Source organism: Tautonia plasticadhaerens (assembly GCF_007752535.1).
In the GTDB taxonomy this organism is placed as follows: Bacteria; Planctomycetota; Planctomycetia; order Isosphaerales; family Isosphaeraceae; genus Tautonia; species Tautonia plasticadhaerens.
In genome coordinates this window covers 8,256,845-8,277,137 of record NZ_CP036426.1, presented here as the reverse complement: position 1 = coordinate 8,277,137, position 20,293 = coordinate 8,256,845, and the positions used below count along the sequence as shown (strand labels likewise).

The window sequence follows — 20,293 nt, the reverse complement described above, 5'->3', positions numbered from 1 at the left end:
CCACCGTCGGAAAACCGCGGGCTCTCCCGGAAAACCCGGCCCCCGGTGGCGTCTTCTCCAGGAGCGACGAGGACCACGACCCACGCGAACGGCGGAGGGCCATCGCGGTGATCGGGCCGGAGCTGCTGGGGAGGCTGTTCGACGAGCACGGCGCCGCCCTGGTGCTCTACGCCCGGCAGTGGTCGGAGGCGCCGGAGGACGTGGTCCAGGAGGCGTTCATCGCCCTGGCCCGCCTGCGAGCCGAGCCCGATCACGTCGCCGCCTGGCTGTTCCGGGCCGTCCGCAACCGGGCGATCTCGTGCGGCCGGTCGGCCCGACGCCGCCGGCATCGCGAGGCCCGGGCCGCCCGGGACGAGTCGTGGTTCTCCTCGCTCGACGACCGCCTCGACGCCGGCCGCGCCGCCGCCTTGCTGGCCGAGCTGGAGCCCCGGACCCGTGAGGTGATCGTCGCCCGGATCTGGGGCGGCCTGACCCTGGGTGAGGTCGCCGGGCTGCTCGGCTGCTCGATCACCACGGCCCACCGGCGCTACCGGGCCGGGCTCTCGCTCCTGCTCGATCGGCTCGAAGGACAGGGACCATGCCCGACCGAGATGACCGACCAGGCCCCGACGAACCGCTGACCCCGCTGGAGGCCCGCCTCCTCGGCTGGCGACCGTCCCCCGGCGGCCTCGACCGCGATCGGATGCTCTTCGAGGCCGGCCGATCGGGTGCCCTCGCCGAGGCTCGCGGACGCTTTTGGCGGGGAGCGACGGCGGGCCTGGTACTGGCCTCCATCGGACTCGTCGTCGCCTTGATCGACGCCCGCGTCGATCAAGGCGCCCTCCGGGACGAACTGGCTGCGATGAAGGCTCGCGGCGGGGTTTTCGACGCATCGGTCGAGCCATCGTGGGGAACGTCGTCGACCCCGGATCCCCGGGAAATCGCGGCCGAGCCCGTGGCCCCGCCGCCGATCGAGCCGGTCGCCCTGGATGCGTCGAGCTACCTGGCCATGACTCGCCGGCTCGTGTCGCTGGATGGCACCCTCGCCGATCGACCGGACGATCCGGCCCCGATCGGCGAGCCGACCGGGGCGGGTTCAGCATCGCCGACGCCACTTCGGGCCTTCGGCAGGGGCGGGCCGTTCGACCTCTGATCCGGGCCCCTTGCCGGATCGATTCGATCACCGATCGCCCCCGCCGCGGGCCGGCACGCCCGGCGGAGCGATCGTCGTCCGCCTCGCGGCCCGCGTGGGTCGCGGTCTGCATCCTCGTACGGAATGGAGATGATGATGGATCGTTCCATCAGGATATTCCGTTGGTCGATTGGAGCCGGTCCGCTGCTCCTGCTCTCCGCGGTGAGTCTGGTGGGAGCTGCCGCCGAGGACGGGCCCGAGCCCCGGCCTCTGGCCCTCAGCCCGGCGCCCGAGCCGGTCCCGGCGCTACGCCATCGCCTCTTCCCGACGGCGGCCGAGCGGACGCCCGGCGATGCGGCGCCGGTCTACCTCCGCACCCTGGCCGAACTTCCCGACGAGTTCGAGCGCCAAGTCGGCGAGAAGTATGAGGCCTGGATCGACCTGCCGATCGACGAATTCCCGATCGACGAGGCTCGGACGATCGGCGGCGGGTCGATGCCGGAGCTGCTCGCGATCGCGGCGCGACGGGAGTACTGTGACTGGAGCTATCCGCTGGCCGAGCAACGCGAGCACGCGATCGAGATCCTCCTGCCCGACGCCCAGGCCTTGCGGAATCGGATCCGGCTGCTGGCGCTGAAGGCCAAGCTCGAGATCGCCGAGGGAGACCTCGACGAGGCGATCCGCACGATCGAGACGGGCCTGGCCATGAGCGTCCACCTGGCCGAGGGGCCGTTCCTGATCAACGACCTCGTCGGTCGGGCCTCCGCCGACAGCCTCGTCGACCGCATCGAGGAACTGGTCGCCCGGCCCGACGCGCCGAACCTCTACTGGGCCCTGACCGCCCTGCCCAGGCCGATGATCGACTTCCGCGACTCGCTGGAGAACGAACAGGCGATGGCCGAGTGGGTCGTGCCCGAGATCACCGGGCTCGATGACCTTCGCACCGAGGACGAGTGGCGTGTCCGGCTCGCCCGCCTGCACGAGCGTCTACGGGCCCTGGAGCCGCTCCTGGCCGAGAACGACATCGACGTCGAGGACAGACGGGTCCCGGCCGAACTCGACGCCTTCGTCGCCGAGCTGACGCCGCAGGCCGAGCGCCACTTCGCACCGAAGGACGGGGCCGCTCCCGAATCCGAGGCGGAGCGGATCGTCCGTTTCATCGTCGACCGTTACAGGCAGGTCCGCGACGAATCCTATAAGCTCACCTACCTTCCCTATGCCGACGCGGCCCGACTCTACGCGGTGATTGCCCCCGAGACCGCAGAGGAGTCCAAGAACATCCTCGTCCCGGCTGCCGTCCCCTGGGCCCTCGGCGAGGTCATCCTGGCTGTCCGCGGAGCCCACCGCTCGCAGGCCCTACTCGAGCGCCGGATCGCTGCCCTGAGGGTCGTCGAGGCAATTCGGATGCACGTCGCCGAGCACGGCTCCTTGCCCAGCTCACTCGACGCCATCTCGGCCGTTCCCGTGCCGGGCGACCCGATCTCGGGGGGGCCTTTCTCCTATCGCATTGAGGGCGACTCGGCCATCCTGGAGGCCCCCGAGGAGCTGACGGATGCCCGGCCAGCGGGATTGCCCTACCGCATCACGATCCGCAAGTAAGCTGGTGCGGGGCCGTCGCCATCGGCGACGGCCAGACACAGGGCCCGCCTCGTCGACGAATCACGATAACTTCGCGGTGACGAGGACGGAAATCCAGCGGAAAGTGTGGAATCGGCCCGTTCCCGAGGTTGTCCTGGGTCGTTTCCCCGCGTCACTTCGCCGGGGGCTCGGGGCGGTAGCCGGTCAGGGTGGTCTCGATCCGGTAGAGGGAGACGCCGGCGGTGATGTAGAGGGTGGAGTCGTCGGGGCCGCCGAACTCGACGTTGGTGGGGTTCTCGGGGACGGCGATGAAGTCGACGGGGGTGCCGTCGGGCCGGTAGACGTAGACGCCGCCCAGCGGCCCGGAGCCGGCGGCGGCGACGACCAGGCCGTCCCTCGTGACGGTCATGCCGTCGATGCCCCGGCCGTTGCCGAAGTCCTTGATCTTCTTCGGATTGGAGACCTCCCCGGTGCGGGGGTCGAGGTCGAGCTTCAGCAGGGCCTTCAGATCCGGGCCGTTGTTGGAGACGTAGAGGGTCGTGCCGTCGGGGCTGACGACCAGGCCGTTGGGCTTGGTGGCGGTCGTCTCCAGGCGGGTGACGGTGCCGTCCGGGTCGATCCGGTAGACGACCTCCTCGTCCAGTTCCCGGGGCTCGTCGCCGACGTATCGGGGGTCGGACACGTAGACACGCCCCTGGGCGTCGACGGCCACGTCGTTGGGGCTGTTGAAGCGCTTCCCCTGGTAGGAGTCGGCCAGGGTGCGGACGGTGCCGTCAACCTCGGTGATCGAGACGCGGCGGTTGCCCCCGGTGTTGGCGCCCTCGGCGGCGACGAGGCGGCCGTCGGGGGCGAAGATCAGGCCGTTGGCCCGGCCGCTGGGGGATCGGAAGACCGTGACCTCGTTCGTCTCGGGGTCGAACCGCATGATCCTCGTGCCGATGTCCGAGAAGAGGATCGACCCGTCGGCGGCCTCCGCGCCCCCCTCGGTGAACTCGCCCTCGGACCAGAGTTTCTCCAGGGTCGCCCCGGGCTTCACCACGCCGGCGGGGGAGGCGGCGGGGGGGGCGAGCAGCATCGAGGAGAGCAGCAAGGAGAGCATTTCGAAGGCTCCGGCACGTGACCGAGGACCGGGGATGGCGTTGGCGTTCGATCTCGACCTGCCTACCGCTCCGGCGGCCTGGCGGCCCGCCAGCCGTCTCGGAGCCGGGCGGCGAGCCGGGCAACGAGGTCGGCGTGGGCGGGGTCGGCGGCGAGGTTGTAATCCTCGTGGGGATCGTCCCGGTGGTCGTACAGCTCGAAGGCGTCGACGGTGCCGTCGGGCAGGGTCCAGGCGACGAACCGGTAGCGGTCGGTCCGCATCGCGTCGCCCATCGCCCGGCCCTTGCCGGGGATATTCCGGGGGTACTGGCTGAAGGCGGCGGCCTTCCAGGGGCGATCCGGGTCGTCGAGCAGGGGGGCCAGGCTCGATCCTTCGAGGCCCTCGGGCAGGGGGAGCCCGCAGAGGTCGGCCAGGGTCGGGTAGAGGTCGACGAACTCGACCAGCGCATCCGAGACGCGCCCGGCGGTCGACCGGCCGGGTACGCTGACGATCAGCGGGGCGTTGGTGTCGCGCTCGTAATTCGTGTGCTTGCACCAGGCGCCGTGGTCGCCCAGCTTCCAGCCGTGGTCTCCCCAGAGGGCGACGACGGTGGAGTCGGCCAGGTCGAGGCGGTCCAACTCGTCGAGCACCCGGCCGAGCTGGGCGTCCATGTAGCTGACGCTGGCGTAGTAGCCGTGGACCAGCTCCAGGGCCTGCTCCTCGCCGACCGGCCCGTCCTTCGGGATGCCGACATAGGCCCGCAGCTCCCCCCAGTTCGTGAGGGCGTAGTCCGGTGCGCCCACGGGGGGCTCGGGGTTGTCGGAGGGACGGATGTCGGACGCGGAGTAGAGGTCCCAGTACGGCTTCGGGGCGACGAACGGCAGGTGGGGCTTGAGGAAGCCGACGGCCAGGAAGAAGGGCTCGTCCTGATCCTTCGCGGCCCGGAGGCGGCGGATCGCCTCGGAGGCGGTGGCGCCGTCGGGCAGGGCGTCGTCGGGCACGTCGGGGGCCTCGGTCGGCAGCCCCCGGACGCGGTCGACCGGGGGCCGGCCGGACTCCCTGGCCCTGGCCCGCTCCCGACGGAGGATCTCCTGCCCCTCGGGGCCGAAGTTCGGGACGTCCGGGCGCCAATGGGGGACGCTCCACGACTCCGGGTCGAGCAGGCCGCCGTGATAGATCTTGCTGAGCGACTCGGTCCGGTAGCCGTTGGCCTTGAAGTGCTGGGCCAGGGTGACGACGTCGGGGATGGTGTCCCGGAAGTGCGTCTGGAGGTCGAAGACGCGGGTCGTGTCCGGCCTCCGGCCGGTCATCAGCGAGGTCCGGGACGGGCTGCAGACCGCCTGCTGGCAGTAGGCCCGGGAGAAGGCGACCCCCCGGGCGGCGAGGCGGTCGATGTTCGGGGTCTTGATAACCGGGTCCCCAAGGCACCCGAGCTGGGGCCGGAGGTCGTCCACGGCGATCATCAGGACGTTCGGCCCCGGCCGGTCTCCTTCCTGGGGGGTCGCCTCGACCCCCGAGGCCCCGACCCAGGCCAGGGAGGCCGCGAGCAGGATCAGGCGTGTCAGGGTTCGTCGTGTCGCCATGTTGAACCTCGATTGCCGTGCCGGAGGCCGCCCCCCGGGCCGTGCCGGATCACGCTACGCGGTCGGCCGGGGGCGGTCAAGGATCGGCCGGGGTGGTCCTTCGGGGCGAGTCCGGGGGCCTCGGGCGGCTCGCCGAGGGTTGAGCCCCAGCGGGGAGTCGGTTACCCTGAAGTGTGGGGACCCGTCGCCTTCGATTCAGATGGGTCCGGCGTGCCCGCCCTCATCCTCCCCGCCCGCAGCCCGACCCGGACCAGGACCCCCCGGGACGGATCGATCCGTCGCCCGCCTGCCCCGACCGAACCCCGAGCCGCCCGAGACCCGATGAGGTGACACCGATGACGAGCCGGTCCCGATCCCTCTGCCCCGGGCTCCTGGCCTTCGGGCTGATCGCGGGCGCCGCGACCGCCTCGGAGGAGGGGGAGCCGATCGACTTCGCCCGGGACGTCCGGCCGATCCTCTCCGACTCCTGCTTCGCCTGCCACGGCCCCGACGAGGCCGAGCGGCAGGCCGGGCTCCGCCTGGACCTGCCCTCAGGGGCCTTCGAGCCGACCCCCTCGGGCGGCGTGGCCGTGGTGCCGGGCAATACCGAGGAGAGCGAGCTGTACTGGCGGATCACCTCCGACGACGACCTCGACCGGATGCCCCCGCCCGATTCGGGCAAGCAGCTGACCCCCGAGCAGGTCGCCACCCTGACCTCCTGGATCGAGCAGGGCGCCCGGTTCGAGGGGCACTGGGGCTTCGTCCCGCCGAGCCGCCCCGAGCTGCCCGAGGTGTCCGACCCGCAGTGGTGCCGAAACCCGATCGACTTCTTCGTCCGGGCCCGGCTGGACCGGGAGGGGCTCGACCCGTCTCCCGAGGCCGACCGCACCACCTTGATCCGCCGGCTCTCGCTCGACCTGACCGGCCTGCCGCCGACGCCGGGAGACGTGGACGCGTTCCTGGCCGACGAGTCCCCCGAGGCGTACGAGAAACTGGTCGACCGGCTGCTCGCCTCGCCCCACTACGGCGAGCGCTGGGCCCGGATCTGGCTCGACGCTGCCCGGTATGCCGACAGCGACGGCTACGAGAAGGACAAGGCTCGGTTCGTCTGGGCGTATCGGGACTGGGTCATCAAGGCGCTCAACACCGACCTGCCCTACGACCGCTTCGTCGTCGAGCAGATCGCCGGCGACCTGCTGCCCGACGCCGGGCAGGACCAGGTGGTGGCCACGGGGTTCCTCCGCAACTCGATGATCAACGAGGAGGGGGGCGTCGATCCCGAGCAGTTCCGCATGGAGGCGATGTTCGACCGCATGGACGCCGTCGGCAAGGCGGTGCTCGGCCTGACGATCCAGTGCGCCCAGTGCCACACCCACAAGTTCGACCCGATCTCGCATTCCGAATATTATCGGATGTTCGCCTTCCTGAATGACTCGCACGAGGCGAACGTCGCCGTCTACCTGCCGGAGGAGCTGAGGCGGCGTGCCGACATCCTCCGGCAGGTCGGCGAGATCGAGGCCGACCTGAAGCACCGGACCTCGGACTGGCGTTCTCGGATGCTGGCCTGGGAGGAGTCGGTTCGGGGCGACCAGCCCGAGTGGGCCGTCGTCCGGCCCGAGCTGGACGACAGCGGCGGGCAGAAGCACGACCTGCTGGACGACGGCTCGATCCTCGCCGCCGGCTACGCGCCGACCAAGCACACGACCGAGTTCACCGCGAAGGTCGAGGGGCCGGCGACGATCACCGCCGCCCGGCTGGAGCTGCTCAACGACCCGAGCCTGCCCAAGGGCGGCCCCGGCCGCTCGATCGAGGGGCTGTTCGGCCTCAGCGAGTTCAAGGTGGTGGCCGCGCCGACCGACGACCCGGGACGGGCGAAGGAACTGACGATCGTTCGAGCGTCCGCCGACGTGAATCCGCCCGAGGCCCCGCTCGGCGCCGCCTACGACGACAAGACGGATAAGGAGAGAGTGACCGGGCCGATCTCCTACGCCATCGACGGCAACGACCTGACCGCCTGGACCACCGACATCGGCCCCGGCCGGAGCAACGTCCCCCGCAAGGCCGTCTTCGTCTTCGAGGAGCCGGTCGAGTTCCCCTCGGGCGCCGTCCTGACGTTCAAGCTCGTCCAGATGCACGGCGGCTGGAACAGCGACGACAACCAGAACAACAACCTCGGCCGCTTCCGGTTCTCCGTCACCGATGCCCCCGGCCCCGAGGCCGACCCGCTGCCGGGACGGGTCCGGGAACTCGTGGAGTCGCCGTCCGAGGGGCGGTCGCCGTCCCAGGACGATGCGGTCTTCTCCCACTGGCGGACGACCGTGCCGGAGTGGGCCGAGGCGAATGATCGGATCGAACAGCTCTGGGCCGGGCATCCCGAGGGGACGACGCAGCTCGTCCTCGACGCCAGGGCCGAGCCCCGGATGACCCGACGCCTGGACCGCGGCGACTTCCTCAAGCCGGCCGAGCCGGTCGAGCCCGGCGTGCCCGAGGTGCTCCACCCGCTCCCCGAGTCGGAGGGGACGCCCGACCGCCTGGACTTCGCCCGATGGCTGGTCGATCGAAGGTCGCCGACGACCTCCCGGTCGATCGTCAACCGGGTCTGGCAGGCCTACTTCGGCATGGGACTGGTGGCCACGCCGGAGGACCTCGGCTCGCAGGCCGACGCGCCGAGCCACCCTGGGCTGCTCGACTGGCTGGCCGTCGAGTTCATGGACCGGGGCTGGAGCCTCAAGCAGCTGCACCGGCTGGTCGCGACGAGCGCGACGTATCGGCAATCGTCGTCCGCCTCTCCCGGGGAATATGCCCGGGATCCGGACAACCGCCTGCTCGCCCGGGGTCCGAGGCATCGGGTGGACGCCGAGATCGTCCGGGACATCGCCCTGGCCGCCAGCGGGCTGCTGAACCCGGAGGTCGGCGGGCCGAGCGTGTTCCCCCCGGCGCCCGAGTACCTGTTCCAGCCGCCGGCCAGCTACGGGCCGAAGGTCTGGTCCACCGACACCGGCCCCGACCGCTACCGGCGCGCCCTCTACACGTTCCGCTTCCGATCGGTCCCGTACCCGGCGCTGGAGGCCTTCGACGCCCCCCCGGGGGAGGCCTCCTGCGTGAGGCGGTCGCGGTCCAACACGCCGCTCCAGGCGCTCATCACCCTGAATGAGCCGCTGTTCCTGGAATCGGCCCGGGCGCTGGCCCGTCGGGTGCTGGCAGAGGGGGGCGAGTCGGACCGGGCCCGGCTGGAACATGCCTTCCGCCTCTGCGTCTCCCGGGGGCCGACTGAGGAGGAGGCGGCCGTGCTGCTCGACCTGCTCGATCGCCAGGCCGGGCGGTTCGCCTCCGGGGAGGTCGACCCGGACGCCCTGATCGCCGACGAGGAGCCCCCCGAGGATTCCTCGCCCGCCGAGCTGGCCGGCTGGACGGCCGTCGCCCGGGTCCTGCTGAACCTGGACGAGACGATCTCGAAAGAATGAGTGAGTACGCCCGTCGAGTCGACCGAATCGATCCCGGGAGGGTCGCCCCCGTGAATTGCCAGGACCACCGCTTCCGACACGCCGACCCGTCCCGGGTCGGCCGACGCTGGTTCCTCCAGGAGTGCGGCGTCGGGCTCGGCGCCGTGGCGCTGGGGCAGTTGCTCGCCGAGGGGGGATACGCCGCGTCGCCGTCCTCGCAGGTCGACCCGCTCTCGGCGAAGACGCCGCACTTCGCCCCGAAGGCGAAGAACGTCATCTTCCTGTTCATGGCCGGGGCGCCGAGCCACCTGGAGCTGTTCGACCGCAAGCCGAAGCTCGCCGAGCTGGACGGCACCCTGCCGCCCCCCGAGCTGCTCGACGGCTACCGGGCCGCCTTCATCAACCCGAACTCCCGGCTGCTCGGGCCGAAATTCAATTTCGCCCGGCATGGCGAGAGCGGTGCCGAGCTGTCGGAACTGCTGCCGCACACGGCGGGCATCGCCGACGACCTGTGCATCGTCAAGTCGATGACCACCGATGCGTTCAACCACGCCCCGGCCCAGATCCTGATGAGCACCGGCTCCCAGCAGTTCGGCCGCCCGAGCCTGGGGGCCTGGACCTGCTACGGCCTGGGGAACGAGTCGCGCGACCTGCCCGGCTACGTCGTCTTCAGCTCCGGCAAGAAGGGGCCCAGCGGCGGCAACGCCAACTGGGGCAGCGGCTTCCTGCCCACGGTCTACTCCGGCGTCCAGTTCCGCACCGGGGGGGAGCCGGTCCTCTACCTCTCGAACCCCGAAGGGGTGGACGACGCGCTCCAGCGCGACTCGCTCGACGCCATCTCCGCGCTCAACCGCATGCACCTCGACGAGGCCGGCGACCCGGAGATCGCCACCCGGATCAACTCGTTCGAGATGGCCTACCGGATGCAGTCCAGCGCCCCGGAGCTGATGGACCTCTCCTCCGAGCCGGGCCACATCCTCGACCTCTACGGCGCCGAGCCCGGCAAGCCCTCGTTCGCCAACAACGCCCTGCTCGCCCGGCGGCTGGTCGAGCGCGGCGTCCGGTTCGTCCAGCTTTTCCACGAGGCCTGGGACCAGCACGGCAACCTCGTCAACGACCTGAAGGCCAATTGCGCCGACACCGACCGGGCCTGCGCCGCCCTGGTCACGGACCTGAAGCAGCGGGGCCTGCTCGACGAGACGCTGGTCATCTGGGGGGGCGAATTCGGCCGGACGCCGATGGTGCAGGGGGGCGACGACGGCCGGGACCACCACCCGAATGCCTTCACCATGTGGCTGGCCGGCGGCGGCATCAGGCCGGGGCTGACCTACGGCGAGAGCGACGAGCTGGGCTTCGGCGTCGCCGAGAACCCCGTGCACGTCCACGACCTGCACGCGACGATCCTCCACCTGCTCGGCTTCGACCACGAGCGGCTCACCTACCGCTTCCAGGGCCGGGACTTCCGCCTGACCGACGTCTTCGGTCGGGTCGTCACCGACCTGATCGCGTGATCCGAACCGGGGAAAGACGACACGTTGAGCCGTCGTCGGCCCCCGTCCTCTCCCCTCCGGAGCGTTCCCATGCAACGACGCGACTGGCTCGGATCGATGCTCGCCGGGGCGGGGATGCTGGCCTCATCCCGGGTCGGGCGGGCCCAGGAGCAGGGGCAGGGGGGCACGGTGGGGGCGCCGGGCTCGGAGACATTGGCCGACCTCAAGATCAGGGACGTTCGGGCCATCCTCACCGCCCCGGCCGGGATCCGGCTGGTGGTCGTCAAGGTGGAGACGGACCAGGACGGGCTCTACGGCCTCGGCTGCGCCACCTTCACGCAGCGGGCGAGGCTGGCGGCGGCGGCGGTGGACCAGTTCCTCAAGCCGTTCCTGGTGGGCAAGAGCCCCCTGGAGATCGACGACACCTGGCAGTCGGCGCACCTCAGCTCCTACTGGCGGCACGGGCCGGTCCTGAACAACGCGCTGAGCGGCGTGGACATGGCCCTCTGGGACATCCTCGGCAAGGTCGCCGGGATGCCGGTGCACCGGCTCTTCGGCGGCAAGTGCCGGCAGGTGGTGCCGACGTATCGCTCGGTCCGGGGCGAGTCGCCCGAGGAGGTCGAGGACCGCGTCCGGGCGCTGATGGCCGAGGGGCAGCGGCACGTCCGGATCCAGTACGGCAGCCGAGGAGGCACCTACGGCGTCCGGGGCGGGTCGATCGACGAGGCACTGCCGGAGAACCGCCGCACCGTCCCGTTCGACCCGGTGGCCTATGGTCGCACCGTCCCCCGGGTGTTCGAACACATCAGGGGATCGATCGGCGACGAGGTCGAGCTGCTGCACGACGTCCACGAGCGCATGCCGCCGATCCAGGCGATCCGGCTGGTCAAGGAGGTGGAGCCCTACCGGCCGTTCTTCATCGAGGACCCGTTCAGCCCCGAGGACGCCGACTACTTCTCCCACCTCCGCGCCCAGTCGGCCGTCCCCCTGGCGATGGGGGAATTGTTCACGAACCCCCGGGAGTGGCTGCCGCTGGTGTCCGATCGCCTGATCGACTTCATCCGGATCCACATCTCGATGGTCGGCGGGCTGACCCCGGCCCGGAAGATCGCCTCGCTCTGCGAGTTCTTCGGCGTCCGGACCGCCTGGCACGGCCCCGGCGACCTCTCCCCGGTCGGCCACGCGGCGAACATCCACCTCGATTTCGCCGTGCCGAACTTCGGCATCCAGGAGGGCCGGGTGTTCTCCCAGGCCGAGCAGGACGTCTTCCCCGGCTGCCCCGAGCTGGTCGACGGCAACTACCAGCCGATCGACCGCCCCGGGATCGGCGTCGACCTCGACGAGGAACTCGCCGCCCGGTTCCCCATCGAGGACGACCCGCCCTTCGACATGGACTGGGGCAACCTCCGGCTGCCCGACGGCACCGTCATCCGGCCCTGATTGATCGGGGATCAAGGGCCGGCCGGGGGGGCGGCGACGTAGGGCGATCGATCGCGGAAGGCCTTCAGCCAGGCGGCGACGATCGCCCCCTTCAGGTCGCCGGCCTGCTCGCACTCCTCGATCGTCTTGCCCCAGTAGAAGCTGATCCAGCCGTCGACGACGTCGTCGGTCCCGTCCATGAATTCGAGCGTGCCGTCGAGACCAGCATTGAGCGGGAAGATCTCCTCGACGACCAGCGGCTTGCCGACCTCGTAGACGCGCAGGGCGTCCATCGAGCCCTCGATGTCGTCCTCCTTCGGGTAGAAGTGGACGCCGACGAAGTCGAGCGGCCCGCCCGCCTCCGGGCCGTGGAAGAGCGGCTTGGCCCCCGTAAAGGTGTGGGCCCAGGGGATGACCCCCACGGTGATCATGGTGCGGTCGTCGACCTCCCGGATCGCGTCGGTCAGCCGTCGGATCCATGCGGCGGCGACCTCCGGTCCGGGACGGCCGGCGCGGTCCCTGGTGATCCGCTGCACGAAGTACTTGCCCCCCAGCGGCTCGCCGACCAGCCAGCCGTCGCCCTGGCCGCCGTCCAGGACGGGCTCGTTCATCAGGTCGTAGCAGAAGAGCGCGGGGCTCCCCGCGCAGACTCCCGCGACCGCCTCCCAGAACCGGGCCTGCACGTCCCAGCGGTCGGACTCCCCGAGTTCGTCGTACCAATCGGGGACGTCTTGCGCGTGGTAGCACCCGAGGCCGGTGAGATCGAGGTAAAGCCCGACCTCCTCGGCCAGCCGGACGAGATCGCCGAGGCGTCGGAGGTTCTCCGGGTCGGGCTCGTCCGGCGAGGTCATGAATTTGCCAAGCTGCAGGTGGATCCGGACCACGTTCGCGCCGAGGTCCCTCATCTCCCGGAAGTCCCCGGCGACGGCGTCCCACTCGTCGGCCCAGTAGTCCTCCAGGAGCCTACCGGAGTCGTCGTGGTCGTAGTTGAACCCCCACATAACGACACGCTCGCCCGTCGTCGCGGAGACGAAGTGCGAGCGGTCCGGGCTCGGCTCGATCAGGTCGAGCACTCCCGGGGCGGCCTCCTGGCCGACGCCCTCGGGCGCGAGCAGGGGGAGCAGGGCCACGGCCACGGAGATCAGTCGGGATGTGATCGAATCCATGGATGATCCTCCCTCGGGCCGTCGCCGAGAGGCCCCGGCGACGGCCTGGCGGCGGCCGGGGCTCAGCCTTCGGGGTTGAGGAACAGCCAGAGCGTCCGCAGGAGCCACCGGTCGCCCTGCTTGACCCGCATCTGGACGAAGGGCAATTCCCGCTCACCGGCGTTGGGCCGGAACCGGCCGTTGACGACGAGGACGTCGGGGGAGATCTGGCGGGCGAACTCGACCGTGTTCTCCGAGTCGATCGACCCGGCCTTGCGGAAGAGGTCGGCGTAGAACTGCTCGACCGCCGCCCGGCCGCGCTTGACGTCGGTCCGGACCTCGCCCCCATTCTTGCTGATCAGGTGGATCTCGCCGTCCGTCGCGTAGGTGTCGGCCAGGCGGGGGGCGTCCTTGGCGTCGAACAGCTCGGAGCCCGCGTCGAGGAATTCCCCGGCGATCCGCTCGGCCTCCGACTGGGGGGGCTCGACCGGCCGTCGGGCCGGTGCGGGTGCGGGCGCCGGGGCCGGACCGGTCGCCCGGGGGGAGGAGGCGGGGGACGCCCCGGCGAGGGGGCCGCCCTCCGAGGGGGGGGAGGCGAGGCCGGCGGCGCCGGTCGCCACCAGGCCGAGGGCCAGGGACGCGGCGGCGAGCTTCAGGGTCGTCGTCATGATCATGGTCCTCAGGATCGATCGGGCCAGGCCCGAGGCCGCCGGGGACGCCCCGGCGACTGCGAGCCCTCCGGCCGCGACTCGCGCCGCGGCCTCGGTGGTCGCTTCGGACAACGCCGCCCGGATCGCCCCGGCCTTCGCGGCCGAGGCGGGCGGGAGGACGGCCAGCGGGGAGATGCCCCGGCCTTCGAGGCGGGCCCGGAGCCGGTCCCGGCCCCGGGCCAGGCGGCTCCGGACCGTCCCCACGGGCCAGCCGAGCCGGTCCGCGGCCTGCTCGTGGGTCAGACCTTGGAGGTGGCAGAGCACGATCGGCGAGCGGAATCGGTCGGGGAGGCGGTCGACCTCCTCGACCAGGACCGGCTCGAAGTCGTCGGGCGGGTCGCCGGGCTCGACCGACGACCGGAGCGCCCCCGCACCGCGTTCGTGGCGGCGACGGCGGGCGTCGTCGCACCGTGACCGGTGGGAGACGCGTCGGGCGACCCCGAGGAGCCAGGGGCCGATCGAGTCTCGCGTCCAGAGCGACCCCGCCTTCCGGGCGAGCACCAGGAAGGTAGCCTGGCAGGCGTCGTCCGCGTCGGCCGGGTCGCGCAGGATGCCCCGGCAGACGCGGAGCACCATCGGCCCGTGCCGGTCGACGAGCGCCCCGAAGGCCTGCTCGCCGCCCGCCCCCGGGTCGCGCACGAATCGTTCCAGCAGCTCACCGTCGGTCAGGTGACCGAGCGCCCCCCCGCCGAAGATCAGGCGGAGTTCCCGGGCCGGGATCCGGCCTCGAAGCGTCGTCACGGGCTCATCCCCCCGTACTTCGTTGTCCGGGCGTAATGCCACGAGGGCGGGCGACCAATCCGCCTTTCTCCGGATTTTTCCCCGGGGCCCTCGCCGGGTCAGCCGCCGACGTGGGAGCGGAGGACCTCCCCCTGGCCCCGGGCGACGGCCCGGTCGGCCTCGGCGGGGGAGAGGGCCCGGGCCCGCCGGCCCGTCCCCAGCACATCGAGGGCCGACCGATAGAACGACCCGAGCGGCTCGGGGCTGGCGACGACGATCGGCAGGTCCGCATCGGGGCCGGAGGCCAGCCCGAGCAACTCGGTGCCGATGAGCAGCCCGCTGAGCCGGGCGGCGTTGTCGGCGGGGTCGGCCCCGTGCAGGACCGAACGCGCCCGGATGGAGAACAGATCGCGGAGCAGGTTCGCCCCGGAGGCGGCCTCGCGCACGCCCCGCTCGAAGGCGTCGCCGAGGGAGGGCGAGGGGGCGAGCGAGGGGCGGAGGACGCTGTGCTCCCGGAGGATGGCGAACAGCTCGCCGGTCATGTAGGTGTGGAATTGTTCGAGGATGCCGTCTCGGATGACCGCGTGCTTGGAATGCGTCCCCGGGAGGACGACGAGTCCGTCGGCCAGCCCGTCGGCGGCGAGCCCGATGAGGATCGTCTCCTCGCCCCGCATCACGTCGGAGTCGGTGCAGACCCCGGAGAGCAGGAGCGTCTCGCAAGGCAGGACGCCCGGGGCGATCCGGGCGACCGGCAGCGACTCGCCCGAGAGCCGGAAGGGGGCGGGGGCATAGGGCAGCTCCCGGAGGCCGATCGTCGAGGAGGCCATCCCGGAGAGGACGAGCGGGAGGCCGTCGAGATCGGCCCCCGACGCGTCCCGGAGGCGGTCCAGCGCCCGGGCCAGCACGCCCAGATAGGACGCCTCCCGATCGTCCGGGGAACCCGCCTCCTGCCAGGCCCGGAAGGTGGGCCCGATGCCGTCGTCCGACTCGACCTCGGCCCCGGCCGGGAGGCCGGGCGAGGCCGGGTCGACGAGTCGGAGCCGGAGGCGGGAGGTGCCCCAGTCTCCGGAGATGAACCGGGAGGTTCGGTCGCTCATGTCTGCGCTCGATCACCAGTCGACGACGGAGCCGTCGAAGACGTCGTAGGTCTCGGGGTTGGTCCACTCGTGGCCGAGCTTGTCGGCCATCGCGTCCTCGTCCAGCTCGATGCCGAGGCCGGGTCCCCTGGGGAGGTCGACGTACCCGTCGACGACCCGGAAGGGCGTCTTCAGGTAGCCGTCCCCCAGGTTGACCTGCTCCTGGCAGAGGAAGTTCGGGATCGAGGCGGCCAGTTGCAGCCCGGCGGCCAGGGAGATGGGGCCCAGCGGGTTGTGGGGGGCGATGGCGGCGTAGTACGCCTCGGCCATGCCGGCGATCAGCCTCGTCTCGGTGATGCCCCCGGCGTGGCAGAGATCGGGCTGGAGGATGGTGGCGGCGCCCTTCTCCAGGATCTCCCGGAAGCCCCACTTGGTAAAAATGCGCTCGCCGGTGGCGATCGGCAGGTGGGTGCCCCGGGCGATCTCGGCCATCGCGTCCACATTCTGGCAGGCGACCGGCTCCTCGATGAACATCGGCTGATACGGTTCGAGCGCCTTGATCAGCAGCTTGGCCGTCTGCGGGGAGATGGCGCCGTGGAAGTCGATGCCGATGTCGGCGTCGTCCCCCACCACCTCGCGGAGGGCGGCGAAGCCGTCGGCCACCTTGCGGACGAAGGCGGGGTTCTCGACGATCCGGGCCGGGCGGTCCTTGCTCGGGCCGGTCTTGAAGGCGGTGAAGCCTTCCTCCTTGCGCCGCCGGATCGCCTCGGGGCTCCGGGCGTGGGCGTAGACCCGGACCCGGCTCCGGGTGGGGCCGCCGAGCAGCTCATAAACGGGGACGCCGAGGGCCTTCCCTTTGATGTCCCACAACGCCATGTCGATCCCGCTGATCGCGCTGGTCAGGACCGGCCCACCCCGGTAGAAGGCGTGGCGGTACATCGCCTGCCAGTGGTGGGCGACCGGCCGGGGGTCCTTGCCGACGAGGTAGTCCTCCAGCTCCTTGACGGCGGCGATGCAGGTCTCGGCGCGGCCCTCGACGATCGGCTCGCCGAGGCCGACGATCCCGGCGTCGGTGTGGACCTTCAGGAACAGCCATCGGGGCTTGACGAGGATCGTCTCCAGCCGGGTGATCCGCATCGGCCCTCCCGAGCCGACGATCGCCTCGGCGTGGCGACCTCCCCGGAGGGCGCCCTGGGAGTCGTTCGGGTCGTCGGGCTGGTCCTTGGTGTAGGGCTCCTGGGCGGCGATCGCGCCCAGGGCGCCGGCCCCTCCGGCGGCGCCGAGCATCGAGAAGAGGAAGGACCGACGGTGGCGCGCGATCGGGCCGGGGAACTTCATGGGGATCACCGGGGTTCGGGGGAGGGCGGGAGGCCTCCGGTCCGGGCGTCGCCTCGCTCGATCGGCCCGGCCGGGTCGGCTCGCCACATTGAACCATCGACGGGGGGCTCGTCCAACCCTCTGCCCCCCGCCCGGGGGATCCGGGCCCGGACGATCACCACGACCCCACCGATGGACCCCGACGCATCCCTCGCCGGATGGGACCGGGCCGAGACCTGGTCGCGGACGATGCCGTAGGAAACCGCCGGGCGGATGCAGCGGGAGACGATCGCCGGGGCGTGCACGGCGACGTCCTCACTGGCTCGACTTCAGGAACTTGACCAGGTCGGCCAGCTCCTGGGGGGTGAGCTGCTGGTCGAGGCCCGCGGGCATGACCGAGGTGGTGCCGGGCTGAAACTCCTCGATCTCGGATCGGGGGATCCGGACGGATTCCTCGGCGTTTGTCTGGAGGATGACGTGGTCGGCCCCCTCGTCGCCGACCAGCCCGGTGAGGACCCGGCCGTCGACCGTGGCGACGACCACCGGCTCGTAGCTGCGGACGAAGCTGGCGCTGGGGTAGGCGATCGCCTCGAGCAGGTCGCGCTCGGTGCGGATCCGGCCGATCCGGGTCAGGTCGGGGCCGACCCGGCCGCCGACGTATCCCATCGCGTGGCAGGTCCGGCAGGCCCCCTTCTCGCCGTTGAAGACGGCCTGGCCCCGGCGGATATCGGCGTCATCGACGAGGGTGAGGAGGTCCTCGATCTTCTCCCGCTTCTGCTCGGCGTCGGCGTCGATGGCGGCGATCAGGGTCGAGGCGCGTCCGGCCACCGCCGGGCCGAAGCGGTCGAGCAGGGTGCGGAGGTCGCCGGGCCGGAGGACGGATCGACTCGGCGACCGTTCCAGGGCCGAGACCAGCCGGAGGCCGAGCGCCTCGCCCTCCTGCGTCTCGAACGCGGGGAGCAGTCGGGGGACGGACAGCGGGCCCGCCTCGGCGATGCGGTCGGCCAGGGCGAGCCGACGCGCCTCGGAGAGATCCGAGGCGGCGATCAGGTCGGCGGCCCGGGTCTGCTCGGCGGCGGGGGCGTCGGGGTCGAGGCGATCGAGCAGGAAGGTGAACAGATCCCCGTCCATCTTCCCCGTCCCGCCCGGCAGGGAGGCGAGGGCGTCGAGCCGGGTCGCGACCTCGGCCCCATCGTCCCGGGCGATCCGGAGCAGGGGAGACCGCAGGTCGTCTGCCCGGCCTTCGGGGATGCGGAGCGATCGGGCGGCGGCGAGGGCGGCCGACCGCAGGGCGGGGTCGCCGTCGAGGGCGGCGGCGACCGCGTCGACCCATCGGGGAGGTGCGGGGTCGAGGTCGGCCGAGGCCATCGCGCGGAGGGCGACCACCCGGGGTGCGTCGGGGAGGCCGGCGTCGAGCAAGGCGTCGGCGATCACGTCCTGGATCTCGGGGGACGAGCCGAGGCGGGCGAGCTGGTCGGCCAGGGCGTCGCCCTGGCCCTCGGTGGCGTCGCCGATGCCGAGGATCTGCCGCCCGAAGTGCTCGGCCAGCGCGGCCCCCCACTCGGGGTGCCGGCTGGCGACCCAGGCGGCCGCCTCCCGAAGCTCGGGATCCTCGGCGGAGAGCAGGGGGGAGACGTCGTCGGCCGAGAAGTGGTCGCCGGGCATCTGGTCCAGGGCGACCAGGGCCGCGCGTCGGACGGTGTCGTGCGGGGCGGATAGTCCGAACCGGGTGGCGTCGGGGTCGGCCAGTTCGATCAGGGCGTACGTGATCGAGTGCATGACGGCCCAGTGGGGGGCCTCGGGCACGTCGGCGGCGGCCTGGAGCAGGAAGGGGACGGCCGAGGGATCGCCGAGGCGGCCGACCGCCTCGGCGGCGGCCCTCCGGTTCTGGGGAGTCCCGGTGTGCAGGAGGTTGACGGCCCGGTCGAGGGCGCCCCGGTCCCGATGGACGCTGACGACGTGCAAGGCCGCTTGGACGACCGTCTCGTCCTCGTCCTGCAACGCGATCCGGGCGACCTCGCGGGCCTCGGGGTCGTTGATGCGGCTGCCGGCCCAGACGGCGTTGCGGCGGGCCTCGGCCTCGGCCGACTCCCGGACGGTCGATTCGAGGGCGGGGATGGATTCGGCCCCGAGGAGGCCCAGGGTGCCGACGGCCCGCTCCCGGACGGCCGGGCGGGGGTCGCCCAGGCGAGCGGCGAGCTGATCGGCGGTCGCACCGTCCCAGTCGAGGCCAAGCCCCCGGGGATCGTCGACCTCCGGCGCGTCGACCCGACGGACGCGGTAGATGGCGCCCAGCACGTCGGGCTTCCAGAGCTGCGAGGTGGGGCAGCAGAGCTTGTACCAGCCCCCGGTGTCGACCACGAGGACGGAGCCGTCGGCGTCTTCGAGGATGTCGGTCGGGTGGAAGTCGGTGTTGTCGGAGGCGATCAGGTCGCTGTCCGAGGTGGCGAAGGAGCCGCCCTCGGGGGTCAGGACGTGACGGCTGACGGCCCGGAGGTTGAACTGGCAGGCGAGCAGGCTGTCCCGGTATCCGTCGCCGAGGGAGGTGCTCCGGAGGCGCTCCAGCCCGGCCGGGGCGGCGGGGCCGAGGTGGGTGAGCACGGGGAGCACGCCGGGACGGGAGCGGGGATGGCCGTCGAGGACGTCGTGGACCTTGCCGTAGACGCCGCCGTAGAGGGCGTGGATCAGGCCGTCCCGGAAGCCCCCGGCGGGCTGCTGGAAGAAGGTCGTGGTGAAGATCCGTTCGCCCCCGGGGGTGAACGCGACGTCGACCGGGTTGTCCATGCCGCCGGTCATCACCGGCTCGATCGGCCCGGAGCGGTCGGGACGCCATCGGAAGACGTGCGAGGCCCGGGTCACGAACGGGTCGCCGCCGGCTCGCTCGTAGGTCTGTTCCGCGAAGGCCCCCTTGCACCAGTAGATCCAGCCGTCGGGGCCGGCGTAGGGGCCGTGCAGGTCGTTGGCGCAGCCGGTCAGGGTCTTCGCGTCGAGCCAGACCTCCCGGGCGTCGGCCTCGCCGTCGTCGTCCAGGTCGGTCAGCCTCCAGATCTGCGGCGGGGCCGAGACGTAGAGGGAGCCGTCGAGCCACATGGTCCCCTCGGGGAACATCATGCCGTCGGCGAAGACGGTCCGGCGGTCGAAGGCGCCGTCACCGTCGACGTCTTCGAGGCGGAGGATGCGGTGCGGCTTCTCCTCGAGCTGGACCTGGACCGGGTCGTTGGAGCCGGACGACTCGGCGACGTAGAGGCGGCCCCGCTCGTCGAAGGCCGCGGTGATCGGCCGCTCGACCAGCGGAGGCCCGGCGGCCACCTCGACGGTCAACCCGTCGGGCAGGCTGAAGGTGTGGTCCCCCAGCCTGACGACCTCGCCCGATCGGGCGGCCGGAGCGGCGAGGAGGGGGAGCAACAGCAGGGCGGCGGTCGTCGCGGCGGCTCGCATAGCGGGATGCCCCCGGGGCGGTTCGGTCGTCGAGGCGGCGGGAGGTGGCCGATCGCCCCCGTCGGAGCGGGGGCCTGGCCGATCGCCCCATTCTGCGCAGGGGAGGACGGCCCCGACAACGCTCCGGGCCCCGGGGGACGGTCGGCCCGGGGGGAAATCGGCGCCTCAGGGCTTGATCCTCACGCGGCGTGAGGTCGTACCCTTCC

13 protein-coding genes are annotated in these 20,293 nt (G+C 71.9%); 6 read left to right on the top strand and 7 right to left on the bottom strand.

Annotated features, from left to right (window positions below; genetic code table 11):
- Window positions 1-107: 107 nt before the first annotated feature.
- The 3 genes from ElP_RS32855 (at window position 108) to ElP_RS32845 (ending at window position 2,710) form a co-directional block, all read left to right on the top strand.
- Entirely contained in the window at window positions 108-620 is a 513-nt protein-coding gene (locus tag ElP_RS32855; RefSeq protein ID WP_231749348.1) for an RNA polymerase sigma factor, read from the top strand.
- Window positions 578-1,132 carry a hypothetical protein gene (locus tag ElP_RS32850; RefSeq protein WP_145277530.1) on the top strand — a complete coding sequence of 185 codons (555 nt, stop codon included), beginning with the start codon at window positions 578-580 and terminating at the stop codon, window positions 1,130-1,132. Before ElP_RS32855 ends, ElP_RS32850 begins: the two co-directional genes overlap by 43 nt.
- Before the next feature lie 210 nt (window positions 1,133-1,342).
- Entirely contained in the window at window positions 1,343-2,710 is a 1,368-nt protein-coding gene (locus ElP_RS32845) for a hypothetical protein (protein ID WP_145277528.1), read from the top strand.
- A gap of 151 nt (window positions 2,711-2,861) precedes the next feature.
- Here ElP_RS32845 and ElP_RS32840 read toward each other — a convergent pair whose 3' ends face one another.
- Entirely contained in the window at window positions 2,862-3,788 is a 927-nt protein-coding gene (locus tag ElP_RS32840; protein WP_145277526.1) for an SMP-30/gluconolactonase/LRE family protein, read from the bottom strand.
- A gap of 62 nt (window positions 3,789-3,850) precedes the next feature.
- Window positions 3,851-5,350 carry a sulfatase gene (locus ElP_RS32835; RefSeq protein WP_145277524.1) on the bottom strand — a complete coding sequence of 500 codons (1,500 nt, stop codon included), beginning with the start codon at window positions 5,348-5,350 and terminating at the stop codon, window positions 3,851-3,853.
- A 335-nt stretch (window positions 5,351-5,685) separates the two neighbouring features.
- Here ElP_RS32835 and ElP_RS32830 point away from each other — a divergent pair, with 335 nt between their 5' ends.
- From ElP_RS32830 to ElP_RS32820, 3 genes are all read left to right on the top strand, one after another.
- Window positions 5,686-8,793: a PSD1 and planctomycete cytochrome C domain-containing protein gene (locus ElP_RS32830; protein ID WP_145277523.1), complete on the top strand. Its 3,108-nt coding sequence runs from the start codon at window positions 5,686-5,688 to the stop codon at window positions 8,791-8,793.
- Between the two features lie 50 nt (window positions 8,794-8,843).
- Complete coding sequence (locus tag ElP_RS32825) at window positions 8,844-10,283, top strand: DUF1501 domain-containing protein (protein ID WP_145277521.1); 1,440 nt, start codon at window positions 8,844-8,846, stop codon at window positions 10,281-10,283.
- A gap of 69 nt (window positions 10,284-10,352) precedes the next feature.
- Window positions 10,353-11,702 carry an enolase C-terminal domain-like protein gene (locus ElP_RS32820; RefSeq protein WP_145277519.1) on the top strand — a complete coding sequence of 450 codons (1,350 nt, stop codon included), beginning with the start codon at window positions 10,353-10,355 and terminating at the stop codon, window positions 11,700-11,702.
- A gap of 11 nt (window positions 11,703-11,713) precedes the next feature.
- On the opposite strand, the gene ElP_RS32815 is transcribed toward ElP_RS32820, so the two are convergent.
- The 5 genes from ElP_RS32815 to ElP_RS32795 all read right to left on the bottom strand — a co-directional run bounded on the left by ElP_RS32815 (window position 11,714) and on the right by ElP_RS32795 (window position 20,087).
- Complete coding sequence (locus ElP_RS32815; protein ID WP_145277517.1) at window positions 11,714-12,847, bottom strand: cellulase family glycosylhydrolase; 1,134 nt, start codon at window positions 12,845-12,847, stop codon at window positions 11,714-11,716.
- Window positions 12,848-12,909: 62 nt separating this feature from the next.
- Window positions 12,910-14,277, bottom strand: coding sequence for an RNA polymerase sigma factor (locus ElP_RS32810; RefSeq protein ID WP_145277515.1), 1,368 nt, complete (start codon window positions 14,275-14,277; stop codon window positions 12,910-12,912).
- A 98-nt stretch (window positions 14,278-14,375) separates the two neighbouring features.
- On the bottom strand, window positions 14,376-15,353 hold the full coding sequence (locus tag ElP_RS32805; RefSeq protein ID WP_145277513.1) for a 2-dehydro-3-deoxygalactonokinase: 978 nt from the start codon (window positions 15,351-15,353) through the stop codon (window positions 14,376-14,378).
- 12 nt (window positions 15,354-15,365) lie between these two features.
- Window positions 15,366-16,469 carry a galactonate dehydratase gene (gene dgoD / locus ElP_RS32800; protein WP_145279161.1) on the bottom strand — a complete coding sequence of 368 codons (1,104 nt, stop codon included), beginning with the start codon at window positions 16,467-16,469 and terminating at the stop codon, window positions 15,366-15,368.
- 495 nt (window positions 16,470-16,964) lie between these two features.
- Entirely contained in the window at window positions 16,965-20,087 is a 3,123-nt protein-coding gene (locus tag ElP_RS32795) for a PVC-type heme-binding CxxCH protein (RefSeq protein ID WP_145277511.1), read from the bottom strand.
- Window positions 20,088-20,293: the final 206 nt, after the last annotated feature.